We start from the raw sequence: 24225 nt of genomic DNA, 5'->3' as shown, positions 1-24225 counted from the left end.
TGTTAGATGGTTCCTAACAAGTTGGTGTAATAGGATTTATAATAGTCGTAGGTATTAGACGCGATAGTACTGGTACCTTGATTGCCATCCTGCAATACCTTCAACAGGGTTGCTTCAAACGCTGCCTGATTCCTGTTCGCAAACAGAATAGTACCCTCGGGCCTTTTTACTACATCGGATGAAATAATGGGCTTGTTCAGAAAAATGGCTTCCCGTATGGAAAGGGAATCACCATCCGTATTGGTGGGACGCACTACCAGGTCGGCCTGCTCCATTAATTTCACAAAAGAGAGTTCTTCGTTGATCAGGGAAAAGGAATCCAATAATCCGTTGCTTTTTATTTCCTGCTGATAGGCTTCATAAGCAGGGCCAAACATGTCAATGGTTGCAATATTGAAAATGAAATGTACCGGTATGCCTGCTGCCTTTATTTTCTGTACCGCAGCGATGCACATATCAACCCCATAAACATCCTGGTTATTAAAGCGATCGAGCCTCCAGGCATTGGAAACAATGATTTTTTTCCCTGCAACCTTTTGTTCAGAAAGTAATTGCTGAACCTTTTGGGGAAGTTCTTTTTCTTCCTCCATTACAGGTGGAAGGAAGGCATATTGCACAAAGGTTTTATGCTTCGGCAAACTGACTCTTTCCAGCATCTCTGCATTCACACTGATGATGGCATCACACCAGCTGAACAAACGTTCATCCAGCCATCTGTTGATGCCGGATTTTTCCTCCGGATACGCATGCAGGGTCATAACAATTTTTTTACCCAGCAGCTTCGCGGAAAGAATATGAAAAAAACGTAGTGCATTTAAACCGGAGTGAATAAAAAGAAAATCAGACCAGGCAATTTTTTTCCAATAGGCAAGAAATTTCTTTTGCCGGATGTTAAAAAAAGCAGGTTTAATATTCCTGGACTCATCCACCAGGTCAATTTCGAACTGATCACTAAGCAGATGTTTTAATCTCCATAAGTGAATACTCACCCCTCCAGCAGGAGGAGGAACTGGTCCAACCAGCAGCATTTTTTTCATCTTAGGGACGGGTTGCCAGTTTGCCATCTGCCGATTTAATTTTTTCCGCCAGCATGTATGAAAAACGCAGCGAAGCCGGTTCATTCAAATGCCTGATATCATAAAAATTCTTTGGATTTCCGCTATAGGCCGGATCCTGGGAATGATCCCAGAAAGGCACATCGTATTTACGGGCAATTTCTTCTGCCAGTACGATGGATTTATCACGAACCGGAAACTTATTGAAATAGGGAGAACATACTACATAGAGTTGTACACCGGCTTTCTTACAGTTTTGAATAAAGGTTTCATAACTTCTTACCTGCACGGTATCAATTTCATAATTCAGATTTATGGTGTCCACAACAGGTTCATGATTGAGCTCCCGGTTGATAGGGGAATAACCTTTAATGATCGGATCCTTTTTGTTATAAAACTCAGTATTTCCCAAACCGATTGAAAGAAGGGTACTGTTGAAAGGATACATTTGAAACCATAGTTTGACAGGTTCAAATTCTCCACGAAGCTTTACTGTTGACCGAATCTCAGGATGTGTTTTATAAAAGGGTAAGAGTACAGATAGTTTCTCATAATTGGGGGCATAGTATTCGAACTCATGCCCTACAATATCAAGTATCACAATTTTAGGCTGATGCCTCTTTAGCACCGCCTGCGCTACTGCATTGCTGTACAAAATGAAATTTCCATTTCTTCCTGCATTATAAAAGGACATACCCAGTGCTTCTTCAAAAGCTTTCGGATGGTAATGATTACGAGCGCGGGAAGAGCCAAAGACCATCAGGTCTTCAGTGCTTTTTTCCATCGCATAGATGGTTTCATAATCAGGACCGGATTTTTGCTGGAAGTATAATTTTCGCAAGACATTTCCAACAACGAAATCAATCGCAAATAATACTACCAGGAAGATCACCAGGCGTACCAGGAATTTTTTAAATCCGGGATTGGCAACTAATTGATTCAGCATACTGGTTAAAATTGAAAATAGATAAACTGGCTTCCGTCAAACACTCCGATGAGCAGAATCAGCGCAATTAATACCATATAAGTAGCATAGCGGACAACCGGGCTCCGGTGCTCCAGCAATGGTGAAACATTCTTGAAATATTCGTGTTTGATTTCCCTGGCCATTAAAATCGCCAGTCCGATCAGACCATAAAACATCTGCGTAAAATCAGTAAAGAGCGGTCCATTCAGCGTGAAGATTTTCTTCACAATCAGGAAAGCATCCTGTACTGATTCTGCCCGGAAGAAGATCCATGAAAAACAGATCAAAATAAAGGTCATGAGAATATTACCCGTCTTCTTTATCCATGCAGGTAATGGGACTTTACCATCAAGGTGTTTGTCTATATATCGGGCACGAATAAGCGCAAATACAAGATAGAAACCATTCAGTGCACCCCAGATGATATAGGTCCAGTTGGCTCCATGCCACAAACCACTGATCAGGAAGGTAAAGAAGAGGTTGAAATACCATCTGGGAATGGGCACCCGGTTACCTCCCATAGAGATATACAGGTAATCCTTAAACCAGGTGGATAGTGAAATATGCCAGCGACTCCAGAATTCAGAAATACTCGCAGAAAGGTAAGGGCGATTGAAGTTCTTCATCAGATCATACCCCATTACCCGCGCTGCACCAATTGCAATATCAGAATAACCGGAAAAATCACAATAGATCTGGAAAGCAAAAAACATGGTAGCAACTGCCAGCGTTATGCCTGTATGTTCATCCGGGTTACCGTATGCTGCGTTTACATAGATGGCCAGCCGATCTGCGATTACCAGTTTTTTGAATAAGCCCCATAACATCAATCGAAGACCGCTCACCACTCTTTCATAATCGAATTTATGTTCGGTTCTGAACTGGAAGAGCAGGTTCTGCGGACGTTCAATTGGACCGGCAACCAACTGCGGATAGAACATCACATAAAGGGAATAGATCCCGAAATGCCGCTCGGCTTTCTGGTGTCCCCGATACACTTCAATAGTGTAACTCATGGCCTGGAATGTGTGAAAAGACAAGCCAATTGGAAGCAGGATGGACAGATAAGGAATAGGGTTTTCCCAACCGACGCCATGCAGCAGGAAAGTAAGGTTATCGTTGAGAAAATTGTAGTATTTGAACACGGCCAGTACGCCAATATTGGCTACCAGGCTTAAGACCAGGAACTGCTTTTTCTTTTTTCCCTGGGCCTCCTCGATCCAGATTCCGGCGAAATAATCAATCACAATGGTGAAAAAGAGAATGAGTATATACACCGGCACAAAAGCCATGTAGAAATAACAGCTCGCCACCAGCAACAGAAACCATCTGTATTTATGTGGTAGCACAAAATACAGGGAAGTTACCAGGATAAAAAAGATGACAAACTCTATAGAATTAAACAGCATATATCTGAGGTTCGTTACAGTTTGAATTCAGGATCAACCTTTACCCAGCGCACCCATCAGTGAGCCGACTTTTTTTAGCAATTGATAGCTAACCGTATAATAATTGGTGCAGGCTACCACTTCACCACCAAAAGACTGTTTGAAATTATTAATACCCAGCAGGGCCTTATCTTCCGTATTCTGGGTATAACCACCAAAGTCGTATACTTTATAACCCAGTTCCCGGAAATGCATCATGTCTTTATAGTGAAGCGCTTTATTCGCTTTTGCGATCAGAGATTTATCAAAGGCATCATCGGTTCTTTTAGAGGCCGAATGAAACGCTCTAACAATTTTATAGGTATCATCAATTAAAGTGCTGTGAGCAACCAGGATGCGCCCCTGGTGTTTGGCATAACTCAATTTTAAGAAGCCCTCCATCTCCTTAATCCGGCGCACACTGGTAGTACCGATATTTACGGAACGGGCAAATTCATTGAAAAATTCTACAAAACCTTCCACATCATTGTGGAATTCAAATTCAACACCTGCTTCTTCAGCTTGCCGGATCTGCTGCCTGTTCGACTTCAGAAATCCTGCATAAATCGTATCATGATCCAGGGTCAGATCATTCTCAATTGTGTACGTAACATCCGAAAAGCCAGGCTTAACCGGTGTTTTACGGTTCTTAACATGCAACCAGGCGGTTGGCATCAGCATATCCCAAAATCCGGGTTCACAGTGATACCAGTTCTCTTTAACATTCAGGAATAAAAACTTCTTCTTAAAACTTACCATCTGCTCTTTGTTTTACTACGGTTCGGAAACAGGTTTAATTAGGTGGAAACAATCGTTGCCAGTAGCCATTTATTTTGGCCAGGTTTTCATAATAACCACCTTCATCATTCACGGAATATCGGGGTATCTCCAATCGGGATACAGTAGCTGTATTGATTTGTCCGGGTTTGGTTGTAAACCCTAACCGGTATCCGTATTTATCAGCCAGTTCTAATGTCGTGTCATTATAATCACCATTCGGATAAGCCAGGTATACAGTGTTTTGCTGAAGCCATTCATTCAATAGCGATTGTCCTTCTTCCAGTTCTTTAGACTGGCGGGCCGCATCACAATTCTTAAGAATGGGATGGCTTACTGTATGTGCTCCGATGGTTATATAGGGATTTTTTGCCAGTACTTTCAACTCAGACAAGGTCATACAACTACGTTCAAGTTTCAGGTGTTGTTTAAGTACATCGAGCTTGAGATCAAATTCCTGCACAGGAAGCACCTTAAATGACTCAACTGTAGGCAATCCAGTAAAATTTGACTGCTCCTTTTTGCCTGCATAATCCCACCAATAATTGCCTTCTACTACCGGATTGGTTGGTACAAAAACCGTAACCGGTACTTTAAATTTTTCAATCGTTGGAAGCAGGTCCGGGTACTCTTTGTTTCCATCATCAAAACTGATAAAAGCAAGCCGCTTTGAAGGCGCCTGCTTTTGTACTATGAGTTCATCCAACTCCCGGATAGAAATAAACCGGTAGCCTTTTTTATGAAGCCAGCTAATCATCTGATGAAAGAGGTTAACAGAGGGATTATGGAAGTACACCGAAAGAATTTTATTATCATCCGGTCGACTTACCAGTCGCAATCCCATCAGTGTGGCTCCAATTATTTCTTTTATCAGACTCATACGGCAGGTACGGTTGCTTTAGAAATCAGTATTTGTTGATAAAACTCTATGGTTCGTTCTGCCACGGATTCAGCCAGATAATTGGAAAGCGCCTTTTCTTTGGCAGCCTTACCCAACCTTAGCATAAGGCTATCGTTATTATAAACTTTCTTAAGAGCTTCCACAGCCAACCTCGTAGAATCAATGGTTACCAGGAATCCATTTACTTCATCATTGATCATTTCCGGGATACCTCCTACCCTGGTAGCCAGTACCGGTCTTCCGGCAGCCATAGCTTCCGCAATACTCATGGGCAATGCTTCCTGTCGGGAGGTCAGCACCAGCATATCAGATCGTTCCAATATTTTGGGGAGATCAGAATAGGCTACCCAACCATTAAACCGAACATGATCATTCAGGTGATGGTCCTTAATATAGGACTCTATCTTTTGCTGGTATTCCGCATTTCCAAAGCCACCACAAAATTCAATGGTAAATAAATAGCCGGAATCTCTCAACTCCTTCAGCACCTGTAATATGAATAATTGATTTTTTAAGTCATTGATAATGCCAACAAATACCAGGTGATTGGTCATTTTCTCCTTAAGATCTATATCTGCATACCGGGAAGGGATGGCATTGGGGATGATACAAAAACGATTGATTTTCCGATTCCGGAACTGCTCCCTGGAGTAGGCAGAAATCTGGATAATAGTATCAGGATACAACCAGTCACCGATTATTGCATTTAACCAAATGGTGAGTTTTTGTTTCCAGTGTTTGGCAATTTTTAATTCTGCCCAGGGGATACCATGAATGGTAATCAGATGAGGTAAGGAAAACATACTGGCCCAGCGGGTGAATAAAAGCGTGCCTCCTATCTGGTAGTGCACCAGGTCGGGTTGAAAGGACTTTATCAACTTTCTTAATCTTCCGGTGCTTACAAAAAAATAATTGAGGCTGGAAGATGGGAAAGGCCCTTCCGGCAAATAGTAAATACGCACGTTGCTTGCGAACTGAATTTCAACTGGTTCTTTTAGTGATTCATTGATAGATACCAGCATCACTTCAGGGTTTCCCAATGCAGCAAATCCACGAAGCAGATTCATAACCGCGGAATGAACCCCACCCGTAATGGTTTCCAATTGGGTGGACATATTGGGCACCACAATCATTACTTTCAAACTATGCTCCAACGGCTTATTCACTCAAAAATGTTTTTAATTTTCTCCCTAACGCTTTATGATCGAAATGCTGCAATCCAAGATTATATCCGTTTAGGCCAATCTGTTCTGCCAATTCAGGCTGCTCCATGACCAGTTTCATTTTTTCAGCAAACGCTGTTTCATCGTACAGATCAGCCAGGAGGGCAGTATCACCATCCTTAAAAAACTTATCAACTTCGCCGATTTTGGTGGAAAGAATAGGTTTCCTGGCAGCAGTATACTCGCCGATTTTATGAGGAAAGCGGGCCTGGTCCTGGGGGGTAGGCCGCAAGGGAATCAGCAGGGCTTTACTCGTCATATACAGATCAATCAACTCCTGCATGGGTAACCTGGAAAACAATTTAATGCTATCCGCACGCGGACTTTCACTAATGCGTTTTTTAAGCCGGTCCATCTCCCATGCTGCGCCATTTGAAACAAGATATAACGCATATGGATAACCGGGTAACCGCTCATAAGCATTCAGAATAAAAGCTATCACTTCAAAATATCCAGCATGCCCGCAATACAGGAAAAAAGGTTCTTTTGCTACTTCTTTTGTTTGGAATTTTTCAAACTCTACAATTGAAGGAATTTGAATAATAGCTTCAGCTTTTTTCTGCCTGGCAGCCATGTCCTTTAGAAAATGACTGATCACAACTACTTTATCGGCCAGCTTGCTGGCGAGGTGGTCGTACCAATGATTATCCCATTTCACGAATTTTGATTTGGGAATATTCATGGCGGAGAAAAACTCCACATTGTCAATTACCATAGGTACCCGCAATAAGACAGATACCATTTTATAAAATACGATATTATAAAACTCAAGTGTTGAAACCAGCAGAACTGTTTTTCCCTCTTTTCTTTTCTCCTTTCGCACCAGGAAAAACTCGTTGAACATACCTTTTAGTTTCCCCCAATTCCTACGCCAGAAAGAAGCGGGTCGGTAAGGATTACCGGATGCATATACAAATGGAATTCCCTCAAAAGAAGGCTCATGTAATAGATCAATTCTTATGCCTTCCGGCTGTTGTCCATACCTGTTTATAATAAGGACAGATGCGCCAGCTTGAAGTAATCCTTTGGAAATAAGCTTTTGCCTTTCAACCTGTGCCAGGCCGAAAGGGAAACCGCTTGTTCCTACAAAGCAGACATTCAGTTTATCGTTTTTAAATTCAGCCCCCATTTGTCGTTTTCAAAGGTTTAATCGGCTTACAGGGATTGCCCGCACAAATCATATTGGCAGGAAGACTGGAACTTACCACACTACCTGCACCCACCACCGTGTTTTCTCCAATCGTTACTCCCTTCAACACCAGGCAATTGGCACCAATCCAAACCCTGTCTTCGATTTTTACCGGCCTGGATAAAATCTCACCTCCATTCCGGTCGTACGGATTCATACTATGCCAGTCAAAATCTGTGATCACTGTATTCGCACCTACCATAACATCTTCTCCCAGTTCAATAGAAGTAGCGCACCCAATAGTACTTCCACTCATTCCACTTCCCTTTCCTATTTTAATGCTTGCTCCAGGCCGGTGGGTTGAAATTACACAGCGGTGATTCAAGCCAAACAAATTAGTTACTACTCCCGATCTGAATTGAACATTATCTCCAATTTCTATCCGGGATCCCTCCTGCATAAAAAAAGTGGTAAACTTGAAAAACATTACATTTTTTCCCAGCTTGATTCCATAAATACGTGCAAAGAGATAGGTTAACGCAGAATAATAGCGAACCGAATAGTCCTGCTTTTTAATACGTAATTTATTTATGATGGACGTGAAGCGGCTCATGCAAGATTAGGTTGAAGTATTAGGTCCTGATCAGCGTCCTCTGCCTCCAAAGCCCGCTCATAGGGTATGTACAATAGAATTAACGCATAAAAGAACCCGAATCGGAAATAGGGCTCACTCACTCCAAGCGTTAGCATTATAATCACAAACAGGACAGCCAAATATGTTTTCTCTTTATAATACAAACAGAAAGAACGAATCGATCTTCCCATTAGTAAAACATAACAAATAAAAAAAGGAATGCCCCACACTGCAATTACATCCGTTGTGCCATTATTTCTTTGTACAGCCTTATCTCGAGTTGCTACCCTGTGTTCAGGGTGGTTACCTCTACCAAAAAATATATATAATTTATTCTCGTTCAATTCAACAATATCAAGATAAGCGCTGGCCATCCTTGAATTCCCTCCCTGCACCTGGGCATCATAAGCTACCAACTTTAATTCGTCATCGATTTTTGACCCAAGAAACTCCAATTCGGAGTAAGCATAACCAAAACCAACTGCAAATACAAGAATACTTATAGCCCTCAGAATCGGACTGCCTATTTTTACTGCATAATACACACCAATAAAAAGAAATAAGGCAAGGTACGCTGTAGTTGAGAAGGTGGTTAGAATGCAAATAATAAATAAAATACCGCGCCGATTAAATACCGATTTCTCTCGTATAGAATTCAGAATCAGCGTAACTACCAGGTACCCCCCATAAACACCTGCTTCCCAAAAGGGGCCCACATTACGAATTCGAAAATTGAAATCAGGAGAAAAATTGAAAAACAAAAAGCTATGGATGATTTGTCTTATACCATAGGATTCTTTTTCAATCGGAACATGTATGGGAAAATTAGCAATCAGAAAATCAGTGAGTGATGGCTGCAAATAAATTGGTATAAAGAAGATCAGACTTATAACTGCTATATAAGTCATGATTTGTAGAAAGCTGCTGACAAAACGTTCTTTAAGTACATCAACTGTAATTACTCCGGTTAGCATGATCATTATCTGAGCAACTGCAGTAAGTAAATAATGCTGACCTGTATTGAGCAATTGAACGAACAGTATTAATGCAAAAAAAAGCAGGAATGGCAAAAAATACCTCAAATTCACTTTGAAATACAGAAAACAGAATGCTGCATATCCGAAATAAACCAGGAAGACTGGCACATTATCAATAAACAATGGCATTCCTGATGTTGCCATCAAACCAAGTAATAATATTATTTCAAGGATTCTTTTCACTTATTGCATTTGAAAATTGGCAGTTGACGATTTGCTGTTCTGTACTATTGATGTATATATCTCCTCCAGCCGTTTAATAATAGTGGTTGGATTATGCCGGATGGTAGCCCTTATTCTTGCCTGCTCTCCAAACTGTTTTGCTTGCTCAGGTTGTTTTGCCAAATCCAATATATGCCGGGCCAGTAAGTACTGATCGTTATCCGGATAAAGGATCCCTTCCTTTTGATGTTCCAATAAAGATCCAACACCTCCAGTATTTGCGGCTATTACCGGCATTCCCATTAACATGGCTTCACATACAGAATTCGGGCTATTGTCAATATGACTGGGGTGAACAAACAAATGGCTTTTGCGTAATTCAGAAACTAATTGAGCAGCGTCGACAGGACCTTTAAACACAACACCATTCGTTTTAAATGTATCTTTCAAAAGTCCTTCGAAAAGCCTCACAAGCAGATGTGTTTCATTAATTCCATATATATTCCACTGAAACTCCAACCCGGCTTGCTGTTTCAATAACTTTGCAGTTTTCAGTATTATATCAAGTCCTTTATAAATGTTGGGATTAATAGTAGTGCTAATAGTAAATGGTACCTCTTTGGCTGGTTGCTCCCATTGCACGGAGAAAAAAAAGGGTCTTATAACTTCCTCACATTTATAGTAGGTTGAACCAGGAGATAATAATTGACTAACGGATTCATCCCAGTAGGTTCTTCCCATATAGTTTTTACAATACTTGAATATCTGGCGTTCCCTTTTTGCCATTTTGGAAATAGTCCGATAATCAAAATACAATCCGGTTGCTCTTAAACTATCCTTAATCGGACTCTTCTTCAATATAGCCAGGTTAGAAACACCTTTAGGGAACCATTGATCAAGATAAGGCGTCAGTATTCCCTGAATATGCAATACCACCGGTGTTGTCACATATTTGGCTACCATCCCGAATACTTCTTCTGAACCAAATACATGTATAAGATCCGGTTTGAACTTATCAATAATCTGAATTAATCGGTACAACTTGGTATCTGATGGAAGATTCAATAAAAACCTGTCTTTGATCCTCCCAATTGGTCCCTTTTCTTCAAGGGCAACTGCAAAATAGGTAGTACGCCCTTTTACTATGGTTCGGTCTTGCTCCAATGGATAAAAAAATGCAACCCCCAGGTCTATATCGGTTTGATCAGTTACCAGTGTTTCCAAAGATGAAATCCAGCCACCTCCCTTACTGGTTGAACCAAGTTCAGCAGCAGCATTTGAAGGAGTATTACAGAACCAGAGAACTTTCATAGTGTTGATTTATTTATTCCAGATTCCGGTTGCTGTTTGCTGAATAATTTTTCTGTATTGGAGCGGCGCAATAAAAATCCCATATACATTGCATATAATGGAGGAATAGATCAAGCCAGCCTGTCCCAGGTAACGCCCCAGCAAAATTGCCAGCGGTATAAACAGGATCGGGGCAATTATACTGGTCAGGAATTGAAGAAATACTTTCCCTGTTCCATTGATAAAAAACACAAAAATTGACCCAAAGGAACTGGTTACAAAATATAACCACATGGCAAATCCTGCGTGCAGGGAATAACGAACCGTATCCCCCACCCATAGTTTAATGAGGGGTACACTCACCAGGAGCATTACCAATCCGCCTGCAGCAATCAGCGCCCAGATCTTGAGCAGCTTATTGACTGTTTGTTTGATCCACATCTTATCATTTTTATGATAAGCATCTGAAAAAGCGACCCAGAAAGGCGACATCACAATGGAGAATACCATGGTAATAACACCAAAATATTTGTAGTTGATATTGTAGGAAGTCACTTCATCTGCATCATATAACTTGAGCAGCAAAATGTTTGTAGTCTGATACAGAATGATGGCAGCAATCTGGATTATAAAAAATTTCACTCCCAATCCCATCAGAATTCTGGAATAGGAAAAGTTTATACTTCCAAAAGACGGAGCGATCAACTGGTATTTGGTTTTGAAATAAAACAGGCTGGAGAAAAAATAAACAACCAGAGGGGTAGCGCTAAATGCCAATCCCAGGTAGAGTAAATTACCTTCGGTTGTTTTGGTCAAAATAAAAATAAAGACCAGCGAAAGCAGGTTGCCGAGAAAACTTAGGAATGATGCAGTAGAAACCTGCTGGTGCGCAGTGAGTATAACAACAATGGTTTGAAGAATAAACTGCAGACAAAAAAGGATGAATACCAGTGATATCAGGCTTCGTAATTCAGCTTCCATGGAGGTGGGCAAACTGAGTATAGCACTCCAGCTAACAAAATGGTGAACCACCAGGAATATCAGCACAAATGCCAGAACCAGCAAAACCAACAATGCGTAGGTGGTGCTGATCAGTGTCCTGGCAAGAACACGGTCCTCTTTAGCAAGGGCTTCTGCCAGTTTATTTTTCAGGCCATTACCTAAACCAACATCAAAAAAACTGAACCAGGCAATGATGGAACTTAATGCGAGCCAGATTCCATACTGGGTGGCGTTCACATAACTAATGGTCAATGGAACGATCACCAGGCTGATCAGTACACTTCCTCCTTTCACGAAGAGCGACCCTACAATATTTTTGATTGCAAGGCTGGTCCGGGCATTATCCGACTTTAAAAAGGCAGGAAGGAATTTACTGCTTAAGTTTCTCGCTCTCATATTTCTTGGGTTCCGGCCAAAGCTTCGCCTCCTCAGTCCCATCCATGCGGTTGAGACCGGGTACGATCGATCCGTTAAATTTTTTATCTGTCTGGAAATGCGGAAGAATACTGCGCCGGACTATTTACCCGGATTGTTGCCATACCCATATCCGTTCCCAAACATTCTAATACCCCAGCCACGACCTTTAACAGCGTTAAATACATAACCAGGGTTTTTAAGTGCCTCCATATGCCCGTTATACAAGAGCATGGTAAGGTCTGCTTTGGATGTAACTCCTTGTCTGATAACGAATAAACTGGCGTCAGCAATATGTGAAAGTGCCTGAATATTTACATCATCACTAAAAGCCGGACCAACAATTACGATATAATCAAAACTGGCATCCAATTCCTTGATGAGCCCTTCCAATTTGCCACTCATGAGCCATTCAGCAGTACCATCATTGGTTGCTCCAACTGGTAATATGCTGAGTCCGGATGTAGTTTTATCTGTATGAAGCAATGCACCCAAAGAGGCGCCTCCGCGCAGGTATTCAACCATACCTTTTGCGCTATCCAACTCATACAGGGAACTGATTTCGTGAGAATAAAAATCAAGATCAACCAATACAACCCGGGCATTTGTCATTGCCAGACTGATTGCCAGGTTAGAACCTATGTAGGCTTTTCCCTCTCCCCTGGAAGCAGATGTAATTATTACTTTTTTAACCTGTTTGTTATTGGCGCCAAAAAACAATTTATTACGAAGGCTTTTCAATTGTCCGCTGACCCTTGACCCAACTTCATTTCTTACAATAAAGGGATCTTTGGAACTATCATACAGGATTTCCCCTTCCACCGGAATGGGAGAAAGCTTTTCCAATTCAGAACGGAACAGGATCTTTTTATTCAGTCCCTCTTTCAGACTTACCCATACTATACCCGCTCCTAATGCAACTACCAGTGCAGCCAGGTAAAGCAGGAACTTATTCGGACTAACCGGCTGAACAGATGAATACGCTTTATCAATAATGCGGGTATCGCCTTTGTTTGTTGACGTGAAGGATAAGGCCGCTTCTTCTCTTTTCTCCAAAAGAAAAGCATAGAGCTGGTTTTTAATGGCCTGCTGGCGACTGATCTCAATCAGTTGCTTTTCCTTTTGCGGAATCGTACTCAGCATGGCAGAGTAACGGTTACCAGTACTCGCAATACTGTTCCGCGTAATATTCAGGTTGATCTTCTGGTTGCGGATATTTTCAAGAATACCCGGCTTCAGTGTTTCGATTTCCTCTTTCAGATTCACCAGGATGGGACTATTCTCGCCTGTTGTGCGCTTTAGTTTTTCAAACTGTAACTGGGTGTTATTCAGTTTATCCAGCATCTGGTTCAATGCAGGGTCATTCACACCTACTGCAGAGGGTATAATACCTGAGCTTGTTGACTCTTTCTGCACAATGAATTTCTCCACTTCATTCAAAACAGCTATCTGGTTTTTGATTTGTTCCAATTGCTGATCATACTGGCCCACATTTTCGAGGTACTGTCTTCCTTGTGTACTGATATCAATAACACCGGTATTGGTACGGTAACGCTGAATTTCATTTTCAACCGAATCCAGCTGGCCTGCTACTGAACGAATGCGATTCTCCACCATGGCAACCGTACTGGCCGCACGCTGGTTTTTATCTTCAATCTCTGCTTCTGTATAAACTTTTACCAGTTCATTTAAAATGTCTTCTGCCCGATCAGGAACCTGGTCCTTAATCGAAATATTGATAACCGTAGCCAGTTTACTGGCAGGTACTACTTTGATCCGGTTCATCAGCGATGCCTGTACTGCCTGGCTAGGATATAATAGAAAATAGAGATTGCGTGTTACCGTATCTCCGTTGTATTTATAATTCGGAATAAAACTGATCTCTCCCCACTTGGTAGTAACCCATTGGTTAATCGGGAAATTATCCTTGCCAATTGTTACAGATCTGGCATCGCGGTTAAACGTAAAAGGAATCTTTTCTACCTTTTTGATTCTTGTCGGATCCTTGAATCGCAACTTTATGGGAGAAGTCAGGTAAGCCGGCGCCTTCTGCACTTTCTTCTCTTCCATAACATCTGCGTATAAACCGAGGTTGTTTACCACATCCGAAATAAAGGAATGAGAACGCAGTATCTCAATTTCATTTTCAACCAGCTTTTTACCACGGAAAAGGTTGAGGTCCTGCAACATTTCGGATTCATTTAAACCTTTTGATTCATCCTTGATAACTACTGATGAATACGCTTCATAAACCGGAATGGTTATTTTTCCGTAGATATAAGCAGCTGCAAGGAACAGAATAACTAATAATAGGTACAAAGGCCAGAAGGGTAAATACTTCTGGAGCAATTGCTTAAAAAGATCGTCCTCTTTCGCTTTGAAAGTTTTGTACTGTGTTGGAGGCATGGGAAACTGTTTCAGAGTTAGGAATGGAACTATCTGGCCACACGGTCAATGATGATGGCAAGTAATGCAAAACCGCTAAGCAAAGCAGGTAGCAGGGTGGTAAACCGGCTGGTACTCTGCACCCTGGCTTTATTCGCCTCTACATAGATGATATCATTGTTCTTCAGAAAATAATAGGGAGACCGGAACAGGGATTCATCATTCAGATTAATCCTTCGCGTAATTTTTTTATTTCCCTCTTCTCTGATCAATAATACATTATCTCTTTTTGCAGTTAATGTAAGATCACCTGCCATACCTATTGCCTCCAGTAAACTGATGCGTTCATTGGCAACAGAAACCACGGTTGGTTTTCCAACCTCCCCTAAAACAGTAACTTTAAAATTAAGTATCCGCACATTCACAATTGGATCCACCAGTAATTTCCGGCTCTTCAATGCTATTGCAAGAGAGTCCGTAAACTGTGCCTTGGTTAAGCCAGCCGCCTGTAATCTTCCCAGCATCGGAAAGGTAATAACTCCTTCAGGATCTACCAGGTAGCCTACAGGAGCCATTGAATTGTTGGTATTACTGAAATAACCAGCCGGAGTGGTATTTAGAGAATTGAACGGGAGATTGGCATCCGGGTTCAGTGAACTGATCGTAATACCAAGGATATCCGCTTTCTGAATGATGGGATCAAGGTTGGCATCCACCAGGGGATACTGTGATGGCACTGACTCATTGAAATACCTTGCTTTTTCTACACTGGCACAGGAGCCAAGAAAAAGGGTAACCACTACCAGGAACATCCAACTAAATTTAGTGCAGATGGGTAACAAGAAACGATTCATGAGGTAACAGGGGTTTAATGGTAAACTACAGCTTTCACACCCGTAAAAGCCTGAAGTATTTACTACGAATTTTTACGCTTGTTTAAGATGCGTAAAAGTAATACTTCACCTGACTTTTTGCAAATGTTTAGCAGGTTTTACCAATGACCAAATTCAGTTCTTGCATAGGGTGGCACTGGATCAAAATAACAAGCTGATAATCAGTTGTTTGGTAGTTTTCAAATCTAATAAGGGTTTACCATTAACGTATCCTGTAGTAAAAAATTGCAGCTGTTTCACATTATTTCGAACAATTTGAGGAAACTGTTCTCCGTTTTATCGTTGCAACTGTGAATTTTTTTTACCACACATTCTTGGCACAGATTTTGGTAACTTAATTTTCAGTTCTCAAAATCCAATATCATGAAATCCAGTACCCGCACTCATGTAGTGAAAACGTGTGCGTTCGCGTGTATGCTATTTTTCAGCATCGCGTCCAAAGCACAGACAGGCATCATCTTTTACGATGATTGTGAAGCTTCGAATAAACCAGTTATGGTGGGAACAAATGGAAATGTTTCCGCGGGCTGGACGAGCAGACAGGGAAGCTCCACTAATAGTACTATCGCAAGATCTACAGCCTACGCTCGCAAAGGCAGCTACAGTTACAAACACACTTTAAGTAATTCAACCAACGACGGTTGGCAGTATATGAAAGCCGAACTGGCTTGGAACTTCCTTCCAGCCGGGTCACCACTTGGTACCGTTGGAGATCAGACTGCTTATTATCGTCAACCGCTGGGCCTTCGCTGGATGGCAGCATCTACCTTGATCCCCGCCAGCAATAATGACTACAACACAATCACTTCCATCCTTTTCAATACCAAACCGGTTGAAGACGATTGGCCAACACCAACTTATTTGGGTATGGAAAATGGTCGTTACATTTTTATCATTACCAAACTTTCCTCTTCCGGTGCGGCCACTATTACTAAAACAGATGTTGGTCCGGTTGTGAAAGACCAGTGGGAAGATTGGGTAATGAACCGCGACTTCACTTCTTCTTCTTCCGGATTTGTACGTCTTTACAAAAATGGAAAACTGGTAGCAGAATACATTGGTCCCAACTGGAAGGATGATGGCCGCCACAGTAAAGAACCTTATATGCAAATGGGACTCTACAAATGGGCGTTTGGAAATAACCACAATCCTGTTCCAAATGTAAACTACGTTGAAATGTATATGGATGAAGTTCGTTTTGGCAATCAAAACGCCAAACTGGAAGACTTCCTCCTGGATGGCACTACTGCTCCCCCTCCCGCAAATCAATTACCAACTGTAAATTTAGGAACCAATCGAACCATAACTTTACCTACCAACTCTATTACTATTACCGGAACTGCTGCAGATGCTGACGGAAGTATCAGCTCCTTTCGCTGGTCACAAGTTTCCGGCCCCAATACTGCTACCATTACCAATGGAACAACTGCCACTGCTACTTTTTCTAATTTGGTGCAGGGCACATATAGTTTTCGCCTTACTGTTACTGATAATGCAGGTGGAACCGCTGCGGCAACTGTTTCAGTTACCGTAAATCCAGCTCCGGTTGATAATGTAGCTCCGGTTGCAAATGCAGGTTCTAACAGAAATATTACCTTACCCACCAGTTCCACTACCCTTTCGGGTTCAGGTACAGATTCGGATGGAACGGTCACGGGTTTTCGGTGGCGACAAATAAACGGTCCGAATACTGCAAATATTGTAGGTGCCACAACAGCAGGTACATCTGTTTCCGGATTAATCCAGGGTACCTATACTTTTCGGCTAACCGTAACCGATAATGATGGCGCTACACATTCAGATGATATGAATGTTACCGTAAATCCGGCTCCCAATCAGGCGCCTACTGTTAGCGCAGGAAGAAATGTTACTATTACACTTCCAACCTCCAGCGCCAACCTCTCTGGTACCGCAACTGATACAGATGGCACCATCGCATCCTATAACTGGAGACAGGTGAATGGTCCATCAACTGCCACCATCGCCAATGCCGGTAATGCAAGCACATCGGTATCCGGACTCGTAGCAGGTGTCTATACGTTTCGACTGACTGCCACCGATAATGATGGAGCTACCGGAACAGATGAAATGACCGTTACCGTGAACACTGCTGCTCCTGCCAATGAAGCACCAGTGGCTAATGCAGGCAGCAACCGCACCATAACTCTTCCAACAAATAATACTACACTCGCTGGTTCAGGTACTGATAATGATGGAACAATTGCATCTTATCGCTGGACACAGGTAAGTGGACCAAGCACAGCATTGATCAACCCGGTTACCGCTGCAAGTACTACTGTTTCTTCTTTAGTTGCTGGTACTTATGTGTTCCGGTTAACTGTAACAGATAATGACGGTGCAACAGATTCTGATGAAACAACGGTTGTGGTGAATCCTGCCCCGGTTCCTAATGCAGCTCCAACTGCCAATGCAGGAAGCAATCGCTCTATCACACTCCCCACCAATTCAACAACGCTTTCTGGCTCAGGTACAGATACAGATGGTACCATTACTACTTACCGGTGGAGCCAGGTGAGTGGTCCGAACACAGCTACCATTGCAACTGCAACAGCAACCAGCACAGGTGTTTCCAATCTGGTTGAAGGCTCCTATGTATTTCGTTTAACCGTTACCGATAATGATGGTGCGCGTGATGCAGATGATGTTACCGTAACAGTTAACCCTGCACCTGTAGCAGCAGTGAAAAGAGCTCCTGTTTCCAATGCCGGCGGCAAGAAAACAGTTAATACAAAATCAACTTCCCTGGATGGTTCTTCTTCCTATGATCCGGATGGGACAATTGTAACTTATAGCTGGAGACAAATGAATGGTCCTAACACAGCCACTTTCAGTTCTACCAGATCTGCCAATACCACAGTTAGTAACCTGGCTACCGGTACCTACAGCTTCCAGTTGGAAGTTACCGATAACGATGGTATGAAAGCTACCAGCACCATGACGCTGGAAGTATTACCTCCACCAGTTGCACCTGTAGCAAAAGCAGCCAATAAAACCATTTCATTGCCAACCAACCGCATTGAACTGGATGGATCTGGATCAACTGATTCGGATGGCAGCATTCGCGCCTATCGCTGGTCGCAGCAAAGCGGTCCCGCAACTGCCTCCATCCTCACTCCTACCGGAAGCAAAACAGTTGTTGGCAACCTCGTAGCTGGCACCTACCAGTTCCAGTTGGAAGTTACTGACAATGCCGGACTGAAGGGCACTACCACTGTATCCGTGCGCGTGCTTCCTAACAGAGCCCCGGTTATTGTTACCAGTGATAGTGTGGAAGTAGTGCTGCCCGCAGATACTGCTACCCTCAATGCCAGTGAATCTTATGATCCGGATGGCCAAATTCGCATCTTCCAGTGGAAACTGGTAAATGGCCCGAGTAATGCCGCAATGCGCAACCAGAATACTTCCGTTCTCAGTTTAAGCGGACTGGTATCAGGCATCTACACCTTCGAAATCCTGATTCGTGACAATGGAAATATTACTGTTAGAAAAGAAGTGAATGTAATCGTTCGTGGCAATTCAGGAAAAGAAACCCTTTCCATGAAATTGTATCCGAACCCGGTTGCAAGCAATGGAGTGTTGCACCTGCGCCTTGATGATAATTCATCCGGTAGAGGTACCGTACAATTCTACAGCATCAGTGGTGTATTGGTACAGCGCGATGAAATCAACAAACAGGGAACCCATTTCAACAAGACCTACAATATCTCGAACTTCCCGGCAGGCACTTATGTAATTCGGGTACAATTCGATGGAATGGCTCCGGAAACGCGGAAATTCCAGAAACAATAAGAAGACGTACTGGCAAATAAAAAGAGGCTGTTGCAATTACTGCGACAGCCTCTTTTGTTTATGTACGAACTAACCCTTTTTTATTTTGCTTTCACCACGCGGATCTGCTGTGTTTCAGTTGCAGTCACAACCCGAACGATATAGGTGCCCGGATTATAATCCAGCAATTCTCCCAACGAGAACTGGTTATTTCCTTTCTGCAATTGCAGTTTACGGGAAGACAGGAGCCGTCCTGATGCGTCGTGCAGGTTAATAGTTGCCAATGCTGCTTCATTCATATTGATGGTTGCATTAGCAGAACCAGCAACCGGGTTCGGATACACCCTGAACTCTTTTACACTGTTGAGGCGATTGTTTACTGTAACCACCTGGCTGAACAATTCTCTTCCATCCTGCTGAATCGCGCGAATCCGGTAATGACTTACTGTAGCATTCGGTTTGTTATCGGTAAAATCATATTGAATGGTTCCTGATTGACCGGTCCCATATACTTCATAGATTGTCTTGAACGAATTCCTGGTCTCTCCTCTTTCCACAACGAACTGATCAAACCGCTCATTGGACTCTGCCTTCCAGCGAAGTTGGTGTGCGCCTCCGGTACGGGATACAGTAAGTAAAAGTGGATCAATGGGAAGAGAACCTCCAACTATTGGTTGAGTGAAGGCAACAATTGCGTGTCCTCCGGAGTTTTCTATTGTCGGGGCTCCAAATTGTTGTCTACCAAAATAAGAAACTGAGGTTGGTATATTATTTCCTGGATTCGAAAAATTTATGATTATATTTTTCCCATTTATGGATACATTATTTACTACATAACCACCTCCCCCTCCTTCAACTCTAAAATATTCAGCAATATTATTCCCTGTTAGTGGTATTATTTGATACGTATCTTCAGGGTTATTAAGTTCAACTGTAATTTGAGTTGCAGGAAACCCTATACTTGTAACATCTGCTGCAACTGGATACCCGCTTCGAGTATTATTTTGGTATGCCAGTCCATATAATTCCTGTCTCACAGTAGGTAGAAAAAGATTACCAGCAGTAAGGTATCCATTATTATAACCATAATGACAGTACCACCCCCCAGGAGGTATTCCTGTGCCTGTTTCCAAAATATGTTCGAGATTTTGGGTAGAAAAAATTTCTATGTTATTATCAGATTTTGCCAAATCCAATTGAGCTTGCATTATCTCGAGTGCACTTGATATTGGAGGTGTTGATCCACCGTAACAACCTAACTTAATCTGGACAATAAAAATTTTCTCGACTGTAGGGTAATCATTTAACCATGCAGTTTTTATTGCATTGAATGAATTTATATAGTCTGTTCTCGATGTTTTATTTGTTTCAATTATTCCATCCGATTCACCCTGCCACCAAAAGATTCCTCTTACATTATTTTGTACTCCAGCATCAAATAATCTTCTTCTTAATCTTCTATAATTATTTTCATTATCAGTAGAGATATAAGCATTAGAATTTGATTCGAAAATTGATATCTTATCTCCAAAACCACCACAAAAAATAGCGACAGGAATTTGCTCCAAGGTTGCTATTTGTGTCGCTAGCCTCATTCCCCACATTCCAACGTTATAATTAGTTGCATTATTAACATTGCCATTTCCCTTACCCCAAGTACGAGAATATGCGCTCACACCATTAGGATGGGAACTTCCATAAGATTTAATAAACCTACTATTGGGTTCATTTTGTGCATCTCCATCCGCTCTCCTTTCAGCATAAGAATTTGATTGACCTTGAATTATGTATGTATCTCCCGCAACTATATCAGTTGAAACAGCTAATTGTTGACTTGAGTTATCAATTCTTAACCCATTTAAAATAAACCCATAATGGCGAAGCTCTGCATTTATAGTATAACTCGGAAAAGACACTGTTATTGAATCATTAACAATAGGAAAATTGGAAAGCAACAATGTTGTTGTTGATACTGGAGGTTCATCATAGAACGTATTATTATTGGCATCTCTAAAAAATTGCACTTGCAATCTATTAAACTGAGTGGATCCCCTCATTCTAATAGAAACAGGAATGCTAGCTTGGTTTGTATTCAAATTTCTTGGATACAATTGATCAGAAAGTGGCCAACTTAGTAATCTACCTTCGGGTATTGCCGGTAAAGGTGCTTGCGCTTTCGTACTGCTAACAAAAAGGGTAAGGATCAAGGTTAGCACAGAACTGATACGCCAAATCATGTGATTCGTCTGTTTCATTATCCGTAAAAGGTTTTGTGGTTGAGGCACTAATCATCTGAGCAAGGCGCTTCAATACGGATAATGGAGTTACTCGGCTTAACTCTGATAAGGATGACTCAAAAATAGGCCTAATTATCAGATTTTCTAATGGTAGAAATAAAATATTTTTCAACATTTAATTGATGCAACATCAATCCACATAGGCATTTCAGAATTCTGCAATATTTACCGTGATCCTTTACTTATTTACACCAAAAACAGATAAAAAATCATCATATTAGTAATTTTACGATCGTATTTATACGAGTAAAAACTTTTCCACAAGCCTGTTGATAAAACAAAAACTGCCCCCAATCGGAGGCAGTTTTTAGTTTTATATTCCAGGTGGATATTAATATCCCATATCACCCATGCCACCACCGTGACCATGCGGAGCAGGCGCTGCTTCTTTAGCAGGCTTGTCTGCAATTACACACTCAGTGGTCAGCAACATACCAGCAATTGATGCTGCATGCTCCAGGGCAACACGACCTACTTTAGTTGGATCGATTACACCCGCTTTGAACAGGTTCTCGAAATTCTCTGTACGAGCATTGAATCCGAAATCACCTTTTCCTTCGCGGATCTTGTTCACAATCACACTTCCTTCCAGTCCGGCATTCTCAACGATGGTGCGGATCGGAGCTTCCAGCGCGCGACGAACAATTTGTGCACCCAGTTTCTCATCTTCGTTGCTGCTGCGGAATCCATCAAGCGCGCTGATCGCACGGATGAAGGCAGTACCACCACCAGGAACGATTCCTTCTTCAACAGCTGCACGTGTTGCATGAAGAGCATCATCCACACGGTCTTTCTTCTCTTTCATTTCAACTTCAGTAGCAGCACCTACATTCAGTACAGCTACACCACCGCTCAACTTAGCCAGGCGCTCCTGCAACTTCTCACGGTCGTAGTCAGAAGTCGTTGTTTCAATCTGCGCCTTGATCTGGTTGATACGTGCGTTGATATCTTCTTTCTTACCCTTTCCACCTACAACAACGGTATTGTCTTTGTCGATAGTGATGGAAGAAGCCTGTCCCAGGTAGCTGAGGTCAGCATTCTCCAGTTTGAAACCCTGCTCTTCAGAGATCACGATACCTTTTGTCAGGATCGCAATGTCCTGCAGCATTTCCTTACGACGGTCGCCGAAGCCAGGAGCTTTAACAGCAGCCACTTTCAGGGTACCACGCAGTTTGTTTACTACGAGAGTAGCCAGTGCTTCACCTTCCAGATCTTCCGCGATGATTACCAGCGGACGACCACCCTGTGCTACTTTCTCAAGGATGTGCAGGATATCTTTCATTGCGCTGATCTTCTTGTCGTATATCAGTATATATGGGTTCTGCAGTTCAGCTTCCATTTTTTCGCTGTTGGTAACGAAATAAGGAGAGATATAACCGCGATCGAACTGCATACCTTCTACTACTTCTACAGTAGTGTCAGTACCTTTTGCTTCTTCAACAGTGATTACACCATCCTTACCAACTTTAGCCATCGCTTCAGCAATCAGCTTACCGATTTCAGCATCGTTGTTGGCAGAGATAGTAGCAACCGCTTCGATTTTCTTGGAATCATTTCCAACAGTCTGGCTCTGCTCTTTCAGTGCCACGATAACTTTCTCAACTGCTTTGTCGATACCGCGCTTCAGGTCCATTGGATTAGCACCTGCTGCTACGTTTTTCAGACCTTCCGTGATGATTGCCTGAGCCAGTACAGTTGCAGTAGTGGTACCATCACCTGCTACATCAGCAGTTTTGCTGGCAACTTCTTTCACCATCTGGGCACCCATGTTCTCGATGGGATCTTCCAGTTCAATTTCTTTTGCTACAGTAACACCATCTTTGGTTACAGCAGGAGCACCGAATTTCTTTTCGATTACCACGTTACGACCTTTAGGTCCCAGGGTTACTTTCACCGCATTGGCGAGGGTATCCACCCCTTTCTTCATTTTGTTTCTCGCGTCGAGGTCGAAGAATATTTGCTTTGCCATAGTAGTTGACTTAAATAAGTTGTTGATTGATTGAATTAGATAATTGCCAGGATATCACTTTCCCGCATGATCAGGAAATCGCCGCCTTCGAGTTGCAATTCGGTACCGGCATATTTACCATACAATACTGTATCGCCCACTTTAACGGTCATCGGCTCATCTTTTTTACCGTTACCGGCTGCCACGATGGTGCCACGCTGGGGCTTTTCTTTTGCCGTATCAGGAATAATGATACCGCCTGCAGTCTTCTCTTCAGCAGGGGCGGGTTTAACTACCACCCGGTCGTGCAAAGGAGTAATGTTCAACTTCTTAGCCATATTACTTGGTTTTTATTAAGTGAGTTATTGATTTTGGAGCAATCGCCCCATAGGCGAGCAATCCGGAACGAATTACATGCCAACTTGCCCAACCGGCTCAAATAAAGCCATTTTTGCAGCCGGGGCGCAATTTTTTGAACAGTTTGCCGTTCAATTTACTGACAGCACTGCAATCCGTGCCAATTTTTCAGGTTATGTCACTGCTCCGTTCCGTAATATCCTCCTGTATCCTGCTGATTTTGAGCAGCCTTTTGCTGTTATCCTGTCAGAAGGCGGAAATGGAAGCACCGGTCCTGACAGCTGATCCGGCCCTGGTGCAAACCTGGCGCTACCCCTGCGGACCGGCCTGTGACGCCAGTGCCTGGGTGCTGGTAATGCAGAATGGTATCGCGTATGAAGCCCCCGATCTGCCAGCTAATTTTCAAATAGACGACCAGCCTGTTTCAGTTCAATACCGCCGAACCGGCAGAAAAAGCACCTTCAATCCTGGTACCGGGCTGGAGATCATTTCCATTGTAGCTATAAGACCTCGTTAATTGACAGTTCGCCTTTTGGTA

At 42.4% G+C, this 24225-nt stretch carries 18 protein-coding genes; 2 read left to right on the top strand and 16 right to left on the bottom strand.

The features are described from left to right. Positions 1 to 2: 2 nt before the first annotated feature. The 13 genes from L0U88_RS09175 to L0U88_RS09115 all read right to left on the bottom strand — a co-directional run bounded on the left by L0U88_RS09175 (position 3) and on the right by L0U88_RS09115 (position 15257). Positions 3 to 1037: a glycosyltransferase gene (locus L0U88_RS09175; RefSeq protein ID WP_234865748.1), complete on the bottom strand. Its 1035-nt coding sequence runs from the start codon at positions 1035 to 1037 to the stop codon at positions 3 to 5. 1 nt (position 1038) lies between these two features. Further along, on the bottom strand, positions 1039 to 2001 hold the full coding sequence (locus L0U88_RS09170; protein WP_234865747.1) for a DUF1398 domain-containing protein: 963 nt from the start codon (positions 1999 to 2001) through the stop codon (positions 1039 to 1041). A gap of 5 nt (positions 2002 to 2006) precedes the next feature. After that, a complete protein-coding gene (locus tag L0U88_RS09165) occupies positions 2007 to 3431 on the bottom strand; it encodes an MBOAT family O-acyltransferase (protein WP_234865746.1) in 1425 nt (474 codons plus the stop codon). A 33-nt stretch (positions 3432 to 3464) separates the two neighbouring features. After that, positions 3465 to 4208: a GNAT family N-acetyltransferase gene (locus L0U88_RS09160; RefSeq protein WP_234865745.1), complete on the bottom strand. Its 744-nt coding sequence runs from the start codon at positions 4206 to 4208 to the stop codon at positions 3465 to 3467. 34 nt (positions 4209 to 4242) lie between these two features. Next, on the bottom strand, positions 4243 to 5106 hold the full coding sequence (locus L0U88_RS09155) for a polysaccharide deacetylase family protein (RefSeq protein ID WP_234865744.1): 864 nt from the start codon (positions 5104 to 5106) through the stop codon (positions 4243 to 4245). Continuing rightward, the gene (locus tag L0U88_RS09150) at positions 5103 to 6293 is read right to left on the bottom strand and encodes a glycosyltransferase family 4 protein (RefSeq protein ID WP_234865743.1); all 1191 of its coding nucleotides are present in this window, start codon (positions 6291 to 6293) and stop codon (positions 5103 to 5105) included. Before L0U88_RS09150 ends, L0U88_RS09155 begins: the two co-directional genes overlap by 4 nt. After that, entirely contained in the window at positions 6286 to 7479 is a 1194-nt protein-coding gene (locus L0U88_RS09145; RefSeq protein ID WP_234865742.1) for a glycosyltransferase, read from the bottom strand. Before L0U88_RS09145 ends, L0U88_RS09150 begins: the two co-directional genes overlap by 8 nt. Continuing rightward, a complete protein-coding gene (locus tag L0U88_RS09140) occupies positions 7469 to 8092 on the bottom strand; it encodes an acyltransferase (protein WP_234865741.1) in 624 nt (207 codons plus the stop codon). Before L0U88_RS09140 ends, L0U88_RS09145 begins: the two co-directional genes overlap by 11 nt. Continuing rightward, positions 8089 to 9294 carry a hypothetical protein gene (locus L0U88_RS09135; protein ID WP_234865740.1) on the bottom strand — a complete coding sequence of 402 codons (1206 nt, stop codon included), beginning with the start codon at positions 9292 to 9294 and terminating at the stop codon, positions 8089 to 8091. Before L0U88_RS09135 ends, L0U88_RS09140 begins: the two co-directional genes overlap by 4 nt. 39 nt (positions 9295 to 9333) lie before the next feature. Beyond that, positions 9334 to 10623, bottom strand: coding sequence for a glycosyltransferase family 4 protein (locus L0U88_RS09130; protein ID WP_234865739.1), 1290 nt, complete (start codon positions 10621 to 10623; stop codon positions 9334 to 9336). Between the two features lie 9 nt (positions 10624 to 10632). Continuing rightward, positions 10633 to 12000 carry a lipopolysaccharide biosynthesis protein gene (locus L0U88_RS09125; protein ID WP_234865738.1) on the bottom strand — a complete coding sequence of 456 codons (1368 nt, stop codon included), beginning with the start codon at positions 11998 to 12000 and terminating at the stop codon, positions 10633 to 10635. A gap of 120 nt (positions 12001 to 12120) precedes the next feature. Continuing rightward, positions 12121 to 14424, bottom strand: coding sequence for a GumC family protein (locus L0U88_RS09120; protein ID WP_234865737.1), 2304 nt, complete (start codon positions 14422 to 14424; stop codon positions 12121 to 12123). Between the two features lie 29 nt (positions 14425 to 14453). Next, positions 14454 to 15257 carry a polysaccharide biosynthesis/export family protein gene (locus L0U88_RS09115; protein ID WP_234865736.1) on the bottom strand — a complete coding sequence of 268 codons (804 nt, stop codon included), beginning with the start codon at positions 15255 to 15257 and terminating at the stop codon, positions 14454 to 14456. Between the two features lie 453 nt (positions 15258 to 15710). Between L0U88_RS09115 and L0U88_RS09110 the strand changes: the two genes are divergently transcribed. Beyond that, the gene (locus tag L0U88_RS09110; RefSeq protein WP_234865735.1) at positions 15711 to 19106 is read left to right on the top strand and encodes a PKD domain-containing protein; all 3396 of its coding nucleotides are present in this window, start codon (positions 15711 to 15713) and stop codon (positions 19104 to 19106) included. Between the two features lie 80 nt (positions 19107 to 19186). Here L0U88_RS09110 and L0U88_RS09105 read toward each other — a convergent pair whose 3' ends face one another. From L0U88_RS09105 to L0U88_RS09095, 3 genes are all read right to left on the bottom strand, one after another. Further along, on the bottom strand, positions 19187 to 21340 hold the full coding sequence (locus L0U88_RS09105) for a T9SS type A sorting domain-containing protein (protein ID WP_234865734.1): 2154 nt from the start codon (positions 21338 to 21340) through the stop codon (positions 19187 to 19189). 373 nt (positions 21341 to 21713) lie between these two features. Continuing rightward, positions 21714 to 23351 carry a chaperonin GroEL gene (groL, locus tag L0U88_RS09100; protein WP_234865733.1) on the bottom strand — a complete coding sequence of 546 codons (1638 nt, stop codon included), beginning with the start codon at positions 23349 to 23351 and terminating at the stop codon, positions 21714 to 21716. A 35-nt stretch (positions 23352 to 23386) separates the two neighbouring features. After that, positions 23387 to 23668, bottom strand: a complete 282-nt coding sequence (locus L0U88_RS09095) for a co-chaperone GroES (protein ID WP_234865732.1) — start codon at positions 23666 to 23668, stop codon at positions 23387 to 23389. A gap of 194 nt (positions 23669 to 23862) precedes the next feature. On the opposite strand from L0U88_RS09095, the gene L0U88_RS09090 reads away from it, so the two are divergent. Beyond that, the gene (locus tag L0U88_RS09090; RefSeq protein WP_234865731.1) at positions 23863 to 24204 is read left to right on the top strand and encodes a hypothetical protein; all 342 of its coding nucleotides are present in this window, start codon (positions 23863 to 23865) and stop codon (positions 24202 to 24204) included. Positions 24205 to 24225: the final 21 nt, after the last annotated feature.

This window comes from Flavihumibacter fluminis (assembly GCF_021491375.1).
GTDB classification, from domain to species: Bacteria; Bacteroidota; Bacteroidia; order Chitinophagales; family Chitinophagaceae; genus Flavihumibacter; species Flavihumibacter fluminis.
The sequence above is the reverse complement of the archived record's forward strand: the minus strand, read 5'-3'. Positions and strand labels throughout refer to the sequence as shown.

Coding starts and splice junctions, on each gene's coding strand:
- L0U88_RS09115 (WP_234865736.1), bottom strand. CDS start 15,257: ATGAATCGTTTCTTGTTACCCATCTGCACTAAATTTAGTTGGATGTTC.
- L0U88_RS09120 (WP_234865737.1), bottom strand. CDS start 14,424: ATGCCTCCAACACAGTACAAAACTTTCAAAGCGAAAGAGGACGATCTT.
- L0U88_RS09140 (WP_234865741.1), bottom strand. CDS start 8,092: ATGAGCCGCTTCACGTCCATCATAAATAAATTACGTATTAAAAAGCAG.
- L0U88_RS09155 (WP_234865744.1), bottom strand. CDS start 5,106: ATGAGTCTGATAAAAGAAATAATTGGAGCCACACTGATGGGATTGCGA.
- L0U88_RS09095 (WP_234865732.1), bottom strand. CDS start 23,668: ATGGCTAAGAAGTTGAACATTACTCCTTTGCACGACCGGGTGGTAGTT.
- groL (WP_234865733.1), bottom strand. CDS start 23,351: ATGGCAAAGCAAATATTCTTCGACCTCGACGCGAGAAACAAAATGAAG.
- L0U88_RS09135 (WP_234865740.1), bottom strand. CDS start 9,294: ATGGCAACATCAGGAATGCCATTGTTTATTGATAATGTGCCAGTCTTC.
- L0U88_RS09160 (WP_234865745.1), bottom strand. CDS start 4,208: ATGGTAAGTTTTAAGAAGAAGTTTTTATTCCTGAATGTTAAAGAGAAC.
- L0U88_RS09170 (WP_234865747.1), bottom strand. CDS start 2,001: ATGCTGAATCAATTAGTTGCCAATCCCGGATTTAAAAAATTCCTGGTA.
- L0U88_RS09165 (WP_234865746.1), bottom strand. CDS start 3,431: ATGCTGTTTAATTCTATAGAGTTTGTCATCTTTTTTATCCTGGTAACT.
- L0U88_RS09175 (WP_234865748.1), bottom strand. CDS start 1,037: ATGAAAAAAATGCTGCTGGTTGGACCAGTTCCTCCTCCTGCTGGAGGG.
- L0U88_RS09145 (WP_234865742.1), bottom strand. CDS start 7,479: ATGGGGGCTGAATTTAAAAACGATAAACTGAATGTCTGCTTTGTAGGA.
- L0U88_RS09110 (WP_234865735.1), top strand. CDS start 15,711: ATGCTATTTTTCAGCATCGCGTCCAAAGCACAGACAGGCATCATCTTT.
- L0U88_RS09130 (WP_234865739.1), bottom strand. CDS start 10,623: ATGAAAGTTCTCTGGTTCTGTAATACTCCTTCAAATGCTGCTGCTGAA.
- L0U88_RS09105 (WP_234865734.1), bottom strand. CDS start 21,340: ATGAAACAGACGAATCACATGATTTGGCGTATCAGTTCTGTGCTAACC.
- L0U88_RS09090 (WP_234865731.1), top strand. CDS start 23,863: ATGTCACTGCTCCGTTCCGTAATATCCTCCTGTATCCTGCTGATTTTG.
- L0U88_RS09125 (WP_234865738.1), bottom strand. CDS start 12,000: ATGAGAGCGAGAAACTTAAGCAGTAAATTCCTTCCTGCCTTTTTAAAG.